Origin of the sequence: Listeria costaricensis, from assembly GCF_900183385.1 — a bacterium.
Classification (GTDB): Bacteria; Bacillota; Bacilli; order Lactobacillales; family Listeriaceae; genus Listeria; species Listeria costaricensis.
The window spans coordinates 22,880-39,869 of sequence record NZ_FXUT01000020.1 but is presented as its reverse complement, the minus strand read 5'-3'; the positions used below and the strand labels follow the sequence as shown (position 1 = coordinate 39,869).

The 16,990-nt window shown below is 42.5% G+C and carries 14 protein-coding genes and 1 other RNA gene; 5 read left to right on the top strand and 10 right to left on the bottom strand.

Going from position 1 to position 16,990, the window contains the following annotated elements; translation table 11 throughout:
• Together CS921_RS13040 and CS921_RS13035 are read left to right on the top strand one after the other, a co-directional pair.
• The coding region (locus tag CS921_RS13040) for a hypothetical protein (protein ID WP_205527786.1) at positions 1-439 on the top strand (439 nt) is incomplete at its 5' end.
• Positions 440-445: 6 nt separating this feature from the next.
• Positions 446-859: a hypothetical protein gene (locus tag CS921_RS13035; protein ID WP_099224590.1), complete on the top strand. Its 414-nt coding sequence runs from the start codon at positions 446-448 to the stop codon at positions 857-859.
• A 77-nt stretch (positions 860-936) separates the two neighbouring features.
• Here CS921_RS13035 and CS921_RS13030 read toward each other — a convergent pair whose 3' ends face one another.
• Positions 937-1,452, bottom strand: a complete 516-nt coding sequence (locus CS921_RS13030) for a helix-turn-helix domain-containing protein (RefSeq protein WP_099224588.1) — start codon at positions 1,450-1,452, stop codon at positions 937-939.
• A 388-nt stretch (positions 1,453-1,840) separates the two neighbouring features.
• Here CS921_RS13030 and CS921_RS13025 point away from each other — a divergent pair, with 388 nt between their 5' ends.
• The 3 genes from CS921_RS13025 (at position 1,841) to CS921_RS13015 (ending at position 4,551) form a co-directional block, all read left to right on the top strand.
• Positions 1,841-2,926, top strand: coding sequence for a replication initiation factor domain-containing protein (locus tag CS921_RS13025; RefSeq protein ID WP_099224586.1), 1,086 nt, complete (start codon positions 1,841-1,843; stop codon positions 2,924-2,926).
• A gap of 20 nt (positions 2,927-2,946) precedes the next feature.
• On the top strand, positions 2,947-3,165 hold the full coding sequence (locus tag CS921_RS13020) for a DUF3173 family protein (RefSeq protein ID WP_099224584.1): 219 nt from the start codon (positions 2,947-2,949) through the stop codon (positions 3,163-3,165).
• A gap of 183 nt (positions 3,166-3,348) precedes the next feature.
• Positions 3,349-4,551: a site-specific integrase gene (locus tag CS921_RS13015; protein ID WP_099224582.1), complete on the top strand. Its 1,203-nt coding sequence runs from the start codon at positions 3,349-3,351 to the stop codon at positions 4,549-4,551.
• A 175-nt stretch (positions 4,552-4,726) separates the two neighbouring features.
• Here the strand turns inward: CS921_RS13015 and ssrA are convergent.
• From ssrA to CS921_RS12975, 9 genes are all read right to left on the bottom strand, one after another.
• Positions 4,727-5,096: a transfer-messenger RNA gene (gene ssrA / locus CS921_RS13010) on the bottom strand.
• Positions 5,069-5,218 carry a hypothetical protein gene (locus CS921_RS15585; protein ID WP_162921771.1) on the bottom strand — a complete coding sequence of 50 codons (150 nt, stop codon included), beginning with the start codon at positions 5,216-5,218 and terminating at the stop codon, positions 5,069-5,071. The genes ssrA and CS921_RS15585 overlap by 28 nt, the downstream gene beginning before the upstream one ends.
• 116 nt (positions 5,219-5,334) lie before the next feature.
• A complete protein-coding gene (locus CS921_RS13005; protein WP_099224580.1) occupies positions 5,335-6,990 on the bottom strand; it encodes a glycoside hydrolase family 13 protein in 1,656 nt (551 codons plus the stop codon).
• A 3-nt stretch (positions 6,991-6,993) separates the two neighbouring features.
• Positions 6,994-9,294 (bottom strand): TIM-barrel domain-containing protein, encoded by a 2,301-nt coding sequence (locus CS921_RS13000; RefSeq protein ID WP_099224578.1) that lies wholly within the window; start codon positions 9,292-9,294, stop codon positions 6,994-6,996.
• Positions 9,295-9,297: 3 nt separating this feature from the next.
• Positions 9,298-12,582, bottom strand: a complete 3,285-nt coding sequence (locus CS921_RS12995) for a glycoside hydrolase family 31 protein (RefSeq protein ID WP_240422362.1) — start codon at positions 12,580-12,582, stop codon at positions 9,298-9,300.
• A gap of 63 nt (positions 12,583-12,645) precedes the next feature.
• On the bottom strand, positions 12,646-13,902 hold the full coding sequence (locus CS921_RS12990) for an ABC transporter substrate-binding protein (RefSeq protein ID WP_099224575.1): 1,257 nt from the start codon (positions 13,900-13,902) through the stop codon (positions 12,646-12,648).
• Positions 13,903-13,923: 21 nt separating this feature from the next.
• Entirely contained in the window at positions 13,924-14,772 is an 849-nt protein-coding gene (locus tag CS921_RS12985) for a carbohydrate ABC transporter permease (RefSeq protein ID WP_099224573.1), read from the bottom strand.
• Entirely contained in the window at positions 14,772-15,650 is an 879-nt protein-coding gene (locus CS921_RS12980; protein ID WP_099224571.1) for a carbohydrate ABC transporter permease, read from the bottom strand. The genes CS921_RS12985 and CS921_RS12980 overlap by 1 nt, the downstream gene beginning before the upstream one ends.
• A gap of 21 nt (positions 15,651-15,671) precedes the next feature.
• Positions 15,672-16,883, bottom strand: coding sequence for an ROK family transcriptional regulator (locus tag CS921_RS12975; protein WP_099224569.1), 1,212 nt, complete (start codon positions 16,881-16,883; stop codon positions 15,672-15,674).
• Positions 16,884-16,990 lie beyond the last annotated feature (107 nt).

The window sequence follows — 16,990 nt, the reverse complement described above, 5'->3', positions numbered from 1 at the left end:
CATCTTTTATTATGGTGCAGGGAAATACACAGGCAAGAAAATTACTCTGCCTAAAAAAGATGTAGCAAAAGCAAAGAAGAAAGCCGAAACAATTAAACCACCTATACCAAAAGACGCCAATCCATCTGTTATGAATACCATTCAGGCAAAGAAAAATCTTTATCAAGAGATGGTAGATCAATATGACTGCTCAGAAATTGCAGATGACTTATATCTAGCATCTGGGAAAAAAGGTGCCATTTACGAGATCACACCTAAAGTAGGAAAATTAAATGTCGAAGAATACGACAAAATGGAAAAATTTTACTATCATACAGTTTATTCAGATGGAAAATATATTTATGATCCGAGATACAGTGAAGCTCCTATTTTAAAAGAGCAATATTTTAATACTATAAAAAAAGATAATCCAAACGGAATAAACATTAGGGAGGAGTAATTTAAAATGAATTCAAACGCATCATTAATACCCGACTTTTTCGACGATAATTTTCCCATCAAACAATTGCGTGGAGATATGTATCATGCAGACGATATTTATTATAGAATTCCTAATGTAGTTTTTAGATTTGCGGATAACACTCCAATTGAAAAATATGACCAATTAAAAGAATGTATCGAGAGTTTCAGCGGGAATCTAAAGTGGACTATGTTTCAAAGCTTTTATGGTCGTAAAGTTAGAAATTATTTGATTGTACCTGAGAGAGTTTACAAAATGGCATCTGAGCTTTTTGAAAAGGAAATCAGCATGGGCGAAAAAGAATATTTCTCCGAAGAAGAATTTAAATTTCTGTGTGACAATGCCATTGCAGATATACCCGCTTTATATGAACACATCAAGAATAATTTTCAATTTTAACCTGAGAATTCACAAACAAAGCATGAAGCAGTCTAATCTAGACACTTCATGCTTTGTTTTGTATAAGTCAATTACTATCAACCTACCTTCTTCACCAATGCTTTCAAAACGTTCGAAGAAGTATTTCTAATCAATTTATCCAAACGATTATAATACAACGCATCAGCGGCTTCCCATGAGCCTTTACCATCCACCATGTAAATTCCTACTATATCCGTCAAATACTGCTCTTCAAGCTTCTTATTCCCTTCTTTTTGTGCTTTCAAAGCCTTAGCACGAAGTTCTTCCACCACTTTCATTTCTCTCATCAAGTCTAAGAAATTTTCATCCATTTCACTAAAAATTTCTTTTTTAAACTCCTCATATTCATGACCATCTAAAAGCAGATCATTAGGCGTAAGTTCTAATGTATCACAAATTTCCAGTAATTTTTCTAATGATGGTGTATAAATTCCTCTCTCCATCTTGGAATAGTTTTGATAATTCATATTCAACTTATCAGCAAGCTTTTTTTGCGTTATCCCCAAATCTAGACGGTATGCTTTCAAATTCTTTCCAATATTGGCCGCATCTTGCTTTCTAACCAATGACATTTCAATATCTCACTCCTTTAATAGCAGAAATAGGTTTTCAAATGATATAATTCCATTGACAAATAGGCTCATAAGAATTATAATTCTATCATAAGCTTATATATGTCTTATTTATTTATAATTATAGAATAAGAAGACTTATTTGTAAATTAAAATCTCAAAAACCTTTATTGCCTCCTACATAGTTATCTTTTGTTCCGACATGGCGCACCAGCGCCAAACGGCAGTGTTGAGCGGCAGCGATCGGGACAGCACCGAGCTATGCTCGGTGCTAAAGGGGCGCTAAGTAACACCGCCCTAAAAATACAATAAAATAAGCTGGAAACCGCATGTATACTGGCATAAACGGTAATTCCCATATACACAAAACTTGAAGGGAGGTGAAAAAATGCAACTGACACGAAATAATTTATCGGTAAAACTCGATTATCTATGTATTGTTTTTGAAAATATCGTCGCTCAAGAAGTTTTAGAAAAGCTTATCTGGATTGAACCACAATGGTGCGAAATCCAACCAAGAACAATAAAATTCAAGAAATACACTCGCTGTTATAGCGTTGGAGCTATTCATGTTTATGGAGATGTGCCACCATCAGAAGATAATCCAAATGGTTTAGGTGCCTATCTATCGCTAACAGGGGCAGGATGTCAAGAACTTCAAAGCTTATTGGATGTTCAAAGAAGAAAGTGGCACGAATTTTTCTCGGATTGTTATGATTATACAGAAGGCCACCTGCATACTACTCGATTAGACCTTGCAATTGATGACAAAAATGAAAAACCCTTCTTTACCATTCAACAACTTTATAAAAAATGTCAGCGGGAAGAGTTTCGCTCAAGAAGCAGGTATTATGAACTCAGAGCAAGTCGCTTTGATGAAAATGATACTGGAAAAACCTTATATATTGGAAACCCCAAATCAGATATTATCTATCGTTTCTATGATAAGGACAAAGAACAGGCCGGAAAACATAAATGTGAGCTAGAAGCCTTTGGAAGCTGGAAACGCACTGAAATTCAATTAAGAAACAGTGTAGCACATGCTATCTTCCTGCAAATCTTATTTGATCACAACACATTATCACAATGTGCATTCAACTTTCTAAATGACAATCTGAATTTTTTAGTTGAAGATAAGGAACAACAAAATAAAAGTCGCTGGAAAACTTGTCGCTTTTGGAAAAGATTTTTAGGAGCCGCAGAGAGCATGCCACTGAGTCGTTCCGAAAAAAATGTCGCTTTACATGAAACACAAAAATGGTTGGTTGACGGTGGTGCTCTGGCTATTTTAGAAGGATTTCATTTTCTAGAAAAACATCACGCACTTGGAGAGTTAGAAAGCTTACAAGAAATGAAAAAGTCCACTCAATTTAGTGCTTCATTTGCTGATAAATTAGTGACACATCTTGTCCTAATCGGCAGACAAGAACTGATACCACTAGTTCACGAACAAACTAAGCAAGCTGAATTTTAAGAAAGAATGGAGTTGATAAGATGAATAAAACGATCACAAAAGAAGATTTAATGGCATTAGGCTATGGCCCAACTGTCGCAAGAAAACTAATTCGTCAAGCCAAAATTAATCTCGTAAATGAAGGATATAACTATTATGATAATCCTCGACTTGGACGCGTTCCGCTAACATCTATTGAAAAAATTTTAGGCTTAAAATTATACACGTCTAACAAAGAATTATCTTTTAGTATGAAATAAAGATAGACAGGAGAAAAAAATGTGTTCTTATACAATAAAAAAGCAGAACATAGCAGAAAAGAAACCCTTCCAAAACTATGCTCTACCCATCGCAAGGTTATTATAGCATGAATTTGGATGAAGAAGCAATTGGAGGTTATGAACACTAACCTCCTCTTTTCTGCCTGTTAGAAGGAGCAGAACATGGCAAGCGTGCATAAATACGAAACTAAAAAAGGTACTCGTTGGCTGGTCAAAATGGAACTTGGAATTGATCCTATGACTGGAAAACGGAAAAGTACTACTAAACGTGGATTTCTTACACAAAAAGAAGCAAAACGAGAAATTGCAAAAATTTATACTGAACTTGAAAATCAAAAATTTATTATGCAAAATAAAATCTTATTTACAGACTTCATTGATGTGTGGTTCAAGCATTATCAAGATGGAGATATTAAGAAAAGTACGATTAACAATCGAAGAACTACTGCACTGCCTCATTTAAAACATTATTTAGGTCAAAAAAATATTGATAAAATTTCAAGATATGATTATGACTTTATGTTGAAAGATATGCATAAACAAGGTTATTCACATCATACAATAAGCACGACAAATATTGTTGGTAAAATGATTTTTAGATTCGCACAAGAAAGAGGCATTATTCATCACAATTATGTGCAAACAATCAAAACACCCGCAAAAAGCAAGTCTCATGCGCCTGTGAAGCTTTCAAACATTGAAGATGAATATTTAGAGCGTGACGAATTAATCTCTCTTTTGTCAGTTGCAAAAGAATATGGTAGCCTGCTTGATTATGCTTCAATACTAACCTTAAGTTATACAGGGCTGCGAGTAGGTGAATTATTAGCTTTACAGTGGACAGATATTGATTTCAACAAATTAACCATCTCTGTCTGGAAAACCTTATTCCGTGAAAAAAACACGATTACCACATATGAACTAACCACACCAAAAACAGCAAAAGCAAATCGAAAAATTGTCATGAGTGAATCTGTAGCAGACATTTTAGTCGAGTTGCAAGAAGCCCAGCAGAATGTAAAACAGCAATTTCCCGATTATCATGATGAAAATTTTGTTTTCTCTAAATTAAGTGGCAATTATTGCGGCTATCCTGAAATGCGTCACCGTTTAGGTCAACAGCTAAAATCCTATCTACAAAAAGCTGGTATTCGTAAAAATATCACGCTTCATAAACTTAGACACACTCATATTAGTTTACTAGCTCAAGCTGGTGTGGATTTAGCAACTATTCAAGAACGTGTAGGCCATGAAAATGCTGAAACCACAACTAAAATCTATCTTCATATAACGAAAGAAATGAAGCATGACTCCATTAATAAATTCACTCAATTAATGGAAAATAACTCTTCCCGGTCAAAATAGATGCTTACGGTCAAAAAAATTATATCGCGTCAAAGCCTTGCAAACACTTCAAAGAGCTTTCAAACAAACTAAACCTCGGTCAAATAAATTAAATAAGTTACGGTCATTTTACGGTCAAACACAAAAAAGACGCCTACAAAGTGTGTATTACCAGCACTTCTCGGCGTCTTTCTTTTTATGGAGCTGGCGGGAGTCGAACCCGCGTCCAGAAATATCGGCACTTGGACATCTACGTGTGTAGTCACCGTATTAGGGTTTCGCTTGGAGTTCAGCCCGGTAACAGGCTTCCCTTCAGCTAGCTTGATTGGTCTCTTCTTAACGACTACAAACGGAAATCGTTAATCGTATCCCACTTAGAGTAAGACCCTGACCGTAGCACATGGGCGATGCACGGAGGATCAGCTTTTCAAACTGCTATTAGGCAGCGAAAGCTAGAGATTTGTTTTCTTTGCCAGTTATTATTGGCTTTGACGTTGTTAACGAGGTCGATCCCCCCGACACGCAGCCCAAGCTCGAACTATCCCTGTCGAATCCGTAACAGCCCCAGAATTGTTGCATCCGCATAATTATACATGAAAAGTAGCGTAATTTCAAGCGATTCTTGCTTTCTCCAAGCCGATACCGTGCCCCTTACCTGCTCAAATGGCTCACGAATCACATCACGCAAAAACCTGCCCGCTCTTTTAAAAAAATTCCTTTGATATACCTTCACTCACTTGAATTTATCTAGCTGAAAAAAAGAGCCAAGATAGCCTTCATTCACACTATCTTGGCTTCCTTTTCTTATTGCTGAATCTCGTAAACTACTGCTTCATATGGACGCAGAATGCCAATCTCTGGCGCTGGTAAATTGTGCATTAGCAACGTGCCAGCTGTCACCATTTCTGGCTGATACTGCTGCTCTTTATCACTGAAGTTACAAAGTACGACTAATTTTTCATTAGCTGTAACCCGCTCATAGGCAAAAATTGTTTCATCATCTGGTAAAAGTAACGCAAATCGCCCTGTCGTCATAATCTCTTTTTCTTTTCGAAGTGCGATCAGTTTTTGATAGTAATAAAAGACTGAATCAGGATCCGCCAAGGCCTGTTTGCAGTTTAGCGTCTGATAATTTGGATTGACTCTAAGCCAAGGTTCGCCTGATGTAAAGCCAGCATTCGCACTGTCATCCCACTGGTACGGTGTGCGGGCATTGTCGCGGCCCTTCGTATAAATGGCTTCCATCAACCGTTCATGACTCCATCCTAGCGCCTTATTATCTCGGTACATGTTGAGTAGCTCGATGTCTCGGTAATCATTCAAATCCTCAAAGCGAATATTGGTCATGCCGATTTCTTCACCCTGATAGATGTATGGCGTTCCTTTCATGAAATGCAGGCAAGTTGCCAGCATCTTGGCAGAGAGTACCCGGTAAGCCTCGCTGTCATTGCCAAAACGTGATACGATTCGCGGCTGATCATGATTATTCCAGTAAAGACTGTTCCATCCCTTTTCATCAAGCGCCGACTGCCATTCTGCAAAATTCGCCTTTAAATCTGGCAAATAGAGTGGCTTCAAGTCCCATTTGTTGTCACCATGGCAATCCAGATTCATATGCTCAAAAGTGAAAATCATGTCGACTTCCTGACGATCAGGGTCCGTATATTTAACCGCATCTTCGGTTGAAGCGCCTGGCATTTCGCCAACTGTCATCACATCATAGCGAGACGTGACTGCTTGATTCATCTCATGCAGATAGTCATGAATGTGCGGACCATTGCAGAAATCACTGCCTGCATCGCCGTACTGGTCGCCTTCAGCTACCGGACCATCTGGGAATGCTGCATTTTTTGAAATAAAGTTGATCACGTCCATGCGGAAGCCATCAATTCCTTTATCTAACCAGAAACGCATCATTTTGTAGACATCTTCCCGAACCGCTGAATTATCCCAGTTTAAATCAGGCTGCTTTTTGGAGAAAAGATGCAGGTAATATTGCCCCGTTTCCTCGTCCTTTTCCCAAGCCGGACCGCCAAAAATCGAGCCCCAGTTGTTCGTTTCCGCAGCATCTCGCCAGAAATAATAATCGCGGTAAGGATTGTCTTTCGATGAACGTGATTCCACAAACCAAGCATGCTCATCCGAGGTATGATTCACAACGAGATCCATGACCAGTTTCAAGCCGCGTTTGTGCATTTCTGTCAGCAGCTCGTCAAAGTCGGACATCGTTCCGTATTGTTCAAAAATCGCATAGTAATCGCGAATATCATAACCGTTGTCATCTTGCGGAGAATCATAAACCGGAGACAGCCAAATGACATCCACGCCCAGTTTTTTCAGATAGTCGAGCTTTTCAATGATTCCCTGAATGTCACCAATTCCATCGCCATTCGAGTCGTTGAAACTTTTTGGATAAATTTGATATACGACGCTTTTTTTCCACCAATCTTTACTTTCCATCTACTAATCACCCATTCTTATAATCTCATCAATTTTTGCCCCATAGGCATGAATTTCTGCAATATCCGGCAGCCAGTTTTTGTCTCCCTGAGCGGAAGAATGCACGTTTAACTGCGTGCCCTGCTGAATGGCCTCAAACTGAACCGTCAGACTCGCACCCTTTTGATAATCATAACTATGCCCGTCATCCAGATACACTTTGCCGCATGTCTTATCATCAGTACCTAAATAAACTTCCAGACAAAGCTTCTGCGCTTCCTTGCTGTTCATCACTTTCGTCCCAAGCGGTAAAATGGTTCCTGCTTTGACAAAAATTGGCATGTCATCAAGCTCTGCTTTCACAATGATCGCTTCGCCTGTGCCGACAAATCGTTCTTTTGTTGTAAAATGATACCATTCACCTTTTGGCAAATAGACGAGCCGTTCTTTTTGGCCCGGTCGAAGGATTGGCGCCACCATCACACTTGATCCCAGCATAAATTGATCGCTGACATTCAGAAAATGACGCTCCTCTTCGTATTCCATGTAAAGTGGCCGCACGACTGGCAGGCCGGTCTCCGCTGCTTCTGCAAATAGTGTATATAAATACGGCAGAAATTGATAGCGCAACTCGATGAATTTTTTCGTAATAGCTTCGGCCTCTGCCCCAAATGCCCATGGTTCCTGATAAATGCTGTCCTGCACGCAGTGATTGCGGAAATACGGCAGAAAGGCGCCCACCTGTGTCCAGCGAATCAGCATTTCCTTCGAACATTCCGAGGAAAAGCCACCAACATCGGCCCCCGTAAAGGCTACACCGGATAGGCCAAGATTCATGATCATCGGCAGAGACATTTCCATGTGCTCCCAGTGGCTGCGATTGTCGCCCGTCCAGACAGCAGAATAGCGCTGCACACCGGCATATCCGGCGCGTGTCAATGAAAACGGACGCTCATTTTCATTCAGCCGCTTGAGTCCTTCAAAAGTTGCCTTGCTCATATAGAGGCCATACAAATTGTGCCCCTCTTTATGCGTGATCTGCCGACCTGGCTGGCGGTGCACCACGTCCAGATCCATCGTTTTGCTTTCATTGAATACGGACGGCTCATTCATATCGTTCCAAATGCCGCGAATGCCCAAATCTGTGTAAAATTGATGCAAATCGCCCCACCAGTTTTGCACTTCTGGCTGGAAGAAATCCGGAAAGGCACTTTCACCCGGCCAGACCTCCCCGTAGTAGACGTCTCCTTCCAATTTTTCACAGAAGTAGCGATTTTTAATCCCTTCCTGATAGACCGAATAGTCGACGTCTTTTTTCACACCCGGGTCTACAATCGGCACGACGTCAATATTTTGCTCCTTGAGTGCTTTCACGAGCGCCGGACCGCCTGCAAATGTATCCGGATTGAATGTGAATACACGGAAATCATCCATGTAATGAATATCCATGAATATACAATCGAGCGGAATGCCTTTTTCCTTGAACGTTTTGGCAATCCGTTCGACTTCCTGCTCCGAGGTGTAGCTGTATCTCGACTGATGATAGCCTAGTGACCATTTTGGCGGCAGCGGTGTTTTGCCGGTCAGCCGTGTATAGCCCGCGACGATTTCCTTCAGCGAATCGCCCAAAAAGACATACAGATTGACAGCTCCGCCCTCCGCCATAATCGTGTAACGGTCCTGATAACTTTGATAATCGAATTCCGTCCGAAAACTATTGTCGTAAAACACGCCATATTTTCCCGCCTGCGGATCGTCCGCAATAAAAAACGGAATCGATTGATAAAGCTCTACGGTATCCTTGTTATGCGGACTGTATACATCAGTATTCCACATGCTGATGATGGAACCCGCTTTATTGAGAAAACCCGTTTTTTCACCGAGTCCCAAAATGGCCGTTTCAGCGCGTGATACGATTTGCAGCTGATGCTTGTTTGCCCGGTTATAGCCGAAGCCGCAGGTTGCAAAGCGTTCCTGTTCCTTTTTGAAAACAGTAAAGACACCGGTATCCTTTGTCAGCACGACTGTTGTTTCACCTTTTGTAAGAATGGCTTGTGTGTTATTTTGTGTAAACTCATCGCATGCAGCTAGCCGGTCTCCCTCGGCGGCAATCGAAGGTGTGAGTGTGACCTCTTTCGCCGGGTCGATCATGATGCGAATCGTTTCTTCATCAATGAAATAGCAGGCGAAATGACCTTTTTCAGTGCGCCCCACAAGCATTTGATCACGAAGCGCGACTTCCTTTACGGCCCCCAATTTGTGGGGAAATGTCTCCTGTTTTTTCACATTGGATGGTAAAATGGCAAAACTTGTTGAATCTAACATGCGTTACACTCCTTTGACAATTTGGACGTCTTTTGTTGCTCCGATAACCTCTACTTCATAGTCCGAAAGCGGCGACTCAACCTGAATGCGATGATCCGTCACTTGAATTTTCCATGTGTTTCCTAAATGATCCGTGATTTTTTGTTTAAAATCGGTCCCTAGGTAAATCCGAACAATAGGCTTTTGATAAGCGGTTGTCGAGTTGGTCACCCAGCTGCCAAGCTCTTTTGTTTCATTCAAATTTAGAAGAATCGCGCTGCCAGCCTTGGCAAAAACAGGGATCTCATCGCGGTCACATGGACACTTATGCAACATCGGGCCATGATATTTACTTCCCTTCCAGAAATCATACCAATCTCCTTCTGGCAGATAAACTTCCCGCATGCGCATGCCTTCTTCAATAACAGGTGCCACGAGCAGATGGTCGCCAAACAGGTACTGGTCATACATATCCGAAACACGGCTGTCATCTGGATATGCCAAAACGAGTGCCCGCATCATCGGCAGGCCAGTTTGAACGGCTTTCGCTGCTTCATCATAAATATACGGCAATAGGTTCATCCGCACGTTCGCAAAGAAGCGATAGATTGGAATGACACTTTCATCGCCCGTTCGATCGGCAATGTTCCACGGTGAGCGGTCCTGATTGAACTCGGCCTTGCTTTCCGCATGATACTGCATGATCGGACAAAAGGCTGCCATGGCCGCTGAGCGTAAAAACAGTTCGGCTGTTGGAATATCGCCGTTGAAGCCGCCAAAGTCCCATCCCCAGAACGGCAGGCCAGATAGACCAGCTGAAAGTCCGGCAATCAGCGAGCGTTTGAAGGCATCAAAGGTGGAACGTTCGTCGCCTGCCCAGTGCGCGGGAATCGTCTGTGCCCCTGTATAGCCTGCTCGACTAAAGGTGATTCCGCCGTTTTGTTGGGCAAATTCATAGTAGGCACGGATATATTCATTTGGATACAGGTTACGCATCTCGTCGCCTTTTCGCCCATCAGCAAAAGTGACCTCTTCACCGAAAACGAATTCCCCGCCGTCCGTTTTGAAACCATCAATGCCCATGTCAATCAAATACTGGCGCTTATCGAACCACCATTTTTTCCCTGCTTCATTTGAAAAGTCCATCAATAGGCTTTCTGTAAACCAGTTTTCCGGAATCCGATAAGGTGAGCCGTCTGCATGTTTCACCACGTAGCCCTGCTCGATCATATAGGCCTCTTCCTGATCCTTCAGTGGATGGAACTGGCGATTTAAGTACTTCTGGATTGGAATCTGCCAGAGAATCAGCTTCATTTCATTTTCATGAATAAAGTCTGTCATGCCTTGTGGGTCTGGCCATCTGCCCCATTCCGGGAAAGTAATTTCATCATACCGATAGGCCTCAGCCGGATCTTTCAAGGCGTACTCGGCATCGTTCCACATGTAGTAGGTCGCCTCGTCGCTCCATTGTTCAAGCACCACAACCGTCGACGGGATTTGCAGTTTCTGTGTCCGCTCTACTTCCGCACGAACAATTTTTTCGCGATCCCAGTTATTGCTCGACATCCACGGACCAAGTGCCCATACTGGCAGCATTTCCGGTTGTCCTGTGTGCTGCAGATATTTTTGCAGCGCGTGCGGCACATCGCCCATAAACAAATAGAGATCAGCCGCTTCATTATTTAATTCAATCGTAATCGTATGTTTGTCAGCCAACTGATTGCCTAAATCAAAGCTGGTATAGCGGGCCGTATCCACAAAGACACTGTAGCCGCTATTCGTATGGTAAAACGGCATTGGAATATAGGTTCGCGTGCCCTGGTCGCGATACTGATTGTAAACAAAACAGTCTAGCACCTGACCGCGCTGACTGAGTGCATTGTACCGTTCGCCAAAGCCGTAAAATTCCTGCTGCTTCGGTGAATCCAGATGGCATCTGACCTTTTGGACTGCGCCGCTTGCATCCGTGTACCACTGAAAGGCCGGATAGATGGCATGTGAAACGAGCAGAACGTCTCCTTTGAAGGAAATTGTCAGTCTTACCGGGTTATTTTGCGCTTCAATCGTCAGGTCGCCCTTTTGAAATTTGCCGCATGTTTCATTCCCAGAAAGTCGAGGCGCTGTCGGATCAAAAGTTACTTTTACTTCATCGTCCTCCGCTACCGAAAAACGAATTGGCAGAACAGCCTCGCCTTCTTCCACATAGCAGATAAAACCGTCTTCCTGCTCAGCAATCGATATTTTTTCCGACCAGTGTTTTTGGATTGGTTCGACTTCAAAGCTGTCGGAACGAAGCAACGAACCATCTGCCAGCTCGGCCTCAAAGTAGTAATGATAAATGCCCGGCTCAACCAGCGGCGGCACCAAGGCTTCCCAAATTTCGACATTCTGCTTGTGTTTTGACTCACAAGTGATCAGCCAGTCTTTTTCAACCAGCAAAAGTTGAACATTGACCGCTTTTTGCTCAGCTATCACTTCACATGCCGCCGAAAAATGCAATTCCGTCTCCGGTGCATGCGGATTTCTTTCTGTTAGCTGTTTTTCATAACGATTGCTGTTGCCAAATGGAAGGTGCTTGATATGTGCTTCTTTGGTAGCAGATTCCGCAAGATAGAACTCATTCAGTGCAATAAAAACGTCTCCAAGTGGCTCATCCGTTGTCATTTGTTTGGCCTGATTCAAATAGAAAATTGCCTTTTCTTCTTCACTTTTTTCTAAAAAGTAGAGAGCCATTTGCGCCGTGGCAAGCTTGCTCGACTGAGCGGCACCTGAATAAGCCAGAACGCCCTCTTCTGTCGCCAGCTGCAATTCCATTTTCTTAACGGCCGCGACCATCACCAAGTCTTCCGGTGAAAAAAGCCCGAATGGCAAAACGGCGAACAGCTCATCCGTTGCCACCTTCCGCGTTTTAAGTCCCGCAAGAACCGTGTCGCCTTTCAGCAGGTTATCAAAAACAAAATCGCGAATTTCTGTGATCGTTTTTTGCCATTTGGTCGCCCGGTAACTGTTTTTCACTTCCAATAGAGCGGCATAACAAGCGGCAATCACGCTTAGGTAGATGTCCTTTTCCTGCGTATGCCACGGCGAAGACTGCTCACGCTGCCAGTTTTCGCAAATGTAAACAGCCGTCTGTTCCATTTTTGGCGCCCATTCCTTGCCGGAGCGAGCACTCAGCCATAGCCATGTCGCACTTTCCAGCAGATGGTCGCTTTCAAGTTGCGGCTCCTCGGCTTGCAAAACTTGTTCGACACTTTTCTGATCATCTTGCAAAAAAGCTAAATAGCCTTTCATCAGTCTTACCAATTCCAACACGTTTACCCTCCTATATGAATGGAAGTACTTGGGTACCCCCAAGTACTTCCATTCTTTCAACTATTTAAATCCCATGACTTTATTGATTTCGTTCTGACAATTATCGAGTGCCTCTTTCGGCGTCTCCTTGCCGTTCAATACTTTTTCAAACTCTGAATCTGTGTAGTCGCTGATTTTGCTCCAATCTGGTACAACTGGTGGCAAGACGGCGTAATCAAGAGATTCAAAAACTGCTTCACGGTTTTCTGGCGGTGTCATTTCTAAATACGGTGCCAGAATGTCTTGATTGTTTGTTGCTGGAAGCTCCCAGTTCGCATCGATCCGGATTTTTTGAGCATCCTCATCTGCACTCATAAAGGCGGCAAATTTGTATGCGGCTTCTTTATGTTTGGAATCTTTGGAAACACCGATTCCGTTTGCAAAGAAGTGAGTGGCTTTCTGTGTATTTCCTGCTTCAATTTCAATATCATAATCAAACGGCAGGTCTTGGAATTCATCGATCATCCAGATACCCGTGTGCAGAATGCCGATTTGACCGTTTGCAAACAGGTCTTCTGGCAGCTGACCGGAAAGATCAGATGGCGATGGTGCCACTTTGTATTTGGTTACTTCATCTGTAAGATGCGTTAAAGCTTCGACATTTTCAGGGCTATTCATTGTTGCAGCAGTCATATCTTGATTAAAGATTGCACCACCATTTTGAGCAGCCACTTTGTAGAACTCATTCATTGTGATCGGTTGGCTAACTCCCCAAATCTTATTATCTGCATCTGTGATTTTTTTCGCAGCGTCCAGTTCGTCCGCCCAAGTCCAGTCGGAAGTTGGATATGCAACGCCCGCTTTGTCGAACAAATCTTTATTGTAGAAAGTCACAACGTTTGAGAAGCTTTCCACCATGCCGTACTGCTTGCCATCATAATTGAACGCGTTATAAGCTTGCTCGTTCAGCGTACTTGGATCAAAGTCTTTATCGTCTTTGATGTATTTATCCAGGTCAGCCAGAACCCCTTTTTCCGCATATTGGACGAATGTTTCGTAGTTTAGCTCGAAAGCATCAGGAGCTTCCCCGCCTGCGATCATCGTTTGCAATTTCGTGAAGTAATCGTCATAAGCAACTGTTTGGACATTGACTTTGATGTCCGGATTTTCTTTTTCAAACTGTTTAACCATTTTATCCAGTGCTTTTCCATCTGCAGGGGCAGAAAATTGATAATATGTGATTTCTGTCTTGTCACTACTACCGCTGTCACTACCACAAGCTGTTAAACCAAACATAGACAACAAACAAACTGAGAGAAGCAAAATTACCTTTTTCAATTTTTAACACTCCTTGTTTTTTTATTCTTTCATTCCGCTCATTGCCATTCCTTGGATGAAATATTTTTGAGCGAAAAGATAGACTGCCAGTATCGGGATCACGCTGATTAGGACCCCTGCCATCATCAAACCGTAATCCGTCCCGTGCTGACCTTGCAAGAGTGAAAGTCCTAGCGGCAAGGTTGCCATATCCTGACTGCTTGTGACAATCAGTGGCCACAGATAGCTATTCCACGACTGCATAAATGTCAAAATCCCGAGCGTTGCAAAAGTAGGTTTTGCAAGCGGTAAAATGACTTTGCGGAAAACAGTAAAATGATTTGCGCCATCCATAAATGCGGCTTCTTCGAGTTCTTTCGGAATGCCCAGAAATGCCTGACGCAGAAGGAACGTTCCAAATACACTGAACAGTGCTGGAACGATCAGGCCAGCATATGTATCCAGCCAGCCAAATTGCTTCATCAAGATAAATTGCGGAATCATGGTCACCTGTGCGGGCACCATCATCGTCGCCAGATAAAGCAGGAAGAGTTTTTCCCGGCCCCAAAATTCAATTCTGGCAAACGCATAGGCTGCCATCGAGCAAAACAGCATTTGACCGAGTGTCGTTACAACCGCAACAATCACTGAATTGATTAAAAAACGGAACATTGGGAACATTTCAAATACTTCTTTGAAATTATCAAGTGTTGGATTATCCGGTATAAACTGCGGCGGCAGCACCATATTGTCTGAGCCCGTTTTAAAGGAAGTTGAAACCATCCAGATAAACGGCATCAGCATAATAATTCCACCAAGGCAGATAATCGTATAAGTCAGTATATTTTTAATCAACGTCCATAAAGGGGAACCTTTTTTATTTTTATCCATTAGTAATTGGACCACCTTTTTTGAAGTTTATTTTGAATAATCGTAATGATAAAGATAACAATAAACAAGACCCAGCTCATCGCTGAAGCGTAGCCCATTTCAAAGTAGCGGAAGGCGTGGTTATAAATATTCTGCACCAGCGTCATCGTGGCACCACTTGGCCCGCCTCCTGTCATGATCATCACTTGGTCAAATACTTGGAAGGAGTTGATCAAAGAAATAATCGTTACAAAAAAGGTCGTCGGTGTGAGTAGCGGAATGGTAATGCTGAACAGCTGCCGCGTTTTGGAGGCCCCGTCCATATTCGCCGCTTCGTAATAAGAAGGCGAAATATTTTGCAGCCCGCCAAGGAATAGCACCATGACAAAACCGATATCTTTCCATGCGCTGGTAATAATGATCGCAATCATGGCTGTACTTGGATCAGTCAGCCAGTTCGGCCCGTCGATCCCAATGACAGATAGAAAATAGTTGATCAGTCCGTAACTTGGATTATAAAGCCATTTCCAAACGAGTGAAACGGCTACCCATGAAGTAACAACTGGCAGAAAGTAGACCGCGCGGAAAAATGGCCGGAATTTGATTTTACGATTCAAAAGAAGTGCACAAGCAAGTCCTAGAATCATGACAATCGGCAAATAGCCTATAATAAACAGCACTGTATTTTTGAAGGAATTCCAAAACTCCGGATCGTGAATTAGACGGACATAGTTGTCAAATCCGGTAAACTGGATATCTCCCACTAGATCCCAGCTTGTAAAGCTGACACCTAGCGAGCCCAGAATCGGCAGTGCGATAAAAATTAAAAATCCCAATAAGTTTGGCAGCAAAAAGATCGACAGCCAAAAAAGCGTTTTCTTTTTTGTCATACCAACCATAAACGAAACCTCCTCTTATTTTTAAATCAGTGTTGCCTGTTCCTCGTAGATGGGCACTTGGAAGAGCTGATGAATCACAAGCAGAGCTGCTCCTTGAAGCCAAGCTGTATCTTCCAACAGGCTCGTTGTAATTTCTGTTCTTTTTTCTACTTTAGAGAAAAAGTTTTCAGCTGCGACTCGTCTGGTTTCTTCCAAAAATAGTTCTTGATGATGCAAACCTTCTCCCGCAAGAATCACTTTTTCAGGATTGAACGTATTGATCAGATTGCGTAGTCCCACGCCAAGATTGGTCCCCATATCATGCATCAGCTGTTCGGCAAGCGGATTCGCATTTTTGGCTTCCTGACCGATCAAATCAAAATGATAGTCGGCCAAATGATTCGGCTCCGACTTAAGCTCCTTAACCCGGTTTCTAAAATAAAACTCTGAGGCATACATTTCCAAGCAGCCTTTTTGACCGCAGTGACACTGATAACCATTCGGATAAAGTGTTGTATGACCAAACTCTCCTGCCCCGCCGTTCACCCCGTAGTAAATCTGGCGGCCAATGACGATTGACAGACCAAGCCCGGCTCCGACAGACACGCAGACAAAATTGGACGACTGTCTGCCTTCCCCAAGCCATAACTCAGCTAATGTGTAGCAGTTGATATTTTTGTCGACAAAGATGGAAATACCCGGAAAATATTCAGCCAACATGGCAACAAGTGATACCTTTTCCCAGCCCAGCATCGTCGAGCGGATAACAACGCCTTGCTTCCGGTCCACAAGTCCAGAAACAGCGATTCCAATCCCCAACAACCCGTCTTCTGAAATTTTCTTTCTCTCACATAAAGCGTTCACATTTTCTGTAATCAGTGCGACAATTTTTTCAGGAGAACTATGCTCTTCAAAAGCTACCTCGGTTGATTCGATGATTGCTGCATCCAGATCTGTGAGTGCAAACAACAATCGTTCCTCTTCTATTTTGACGCTTACAATAAAACCATATTCAGAGTTGAATTGAATCAGTTTGGCGCGTCTCCCACCAGTTGAAGAAATTTCTTTCCCTTCTGTGATCAATCCATTACTCTGCAAGTCATCTAAAATATACGTTAATGTAGACATGCCAAAATCACACTCTTTCGCTATTTCAGTCCGTGTGATTGCGCCTCGCTCTCGGATCAGATTCAAGACCGTATAACGATTGATATCTTTGATGAGTTCTTTGTTTCCCTTCCGAAGTATGCTCATTTTATTCACCTGCAATTTCTAATCACTTACTTTGTTCAATGAACGAAGTAAGTTATATTTAAATCATACTGTATTCGTTTTCAAAATGCAAGTATTTTTTATGAAGA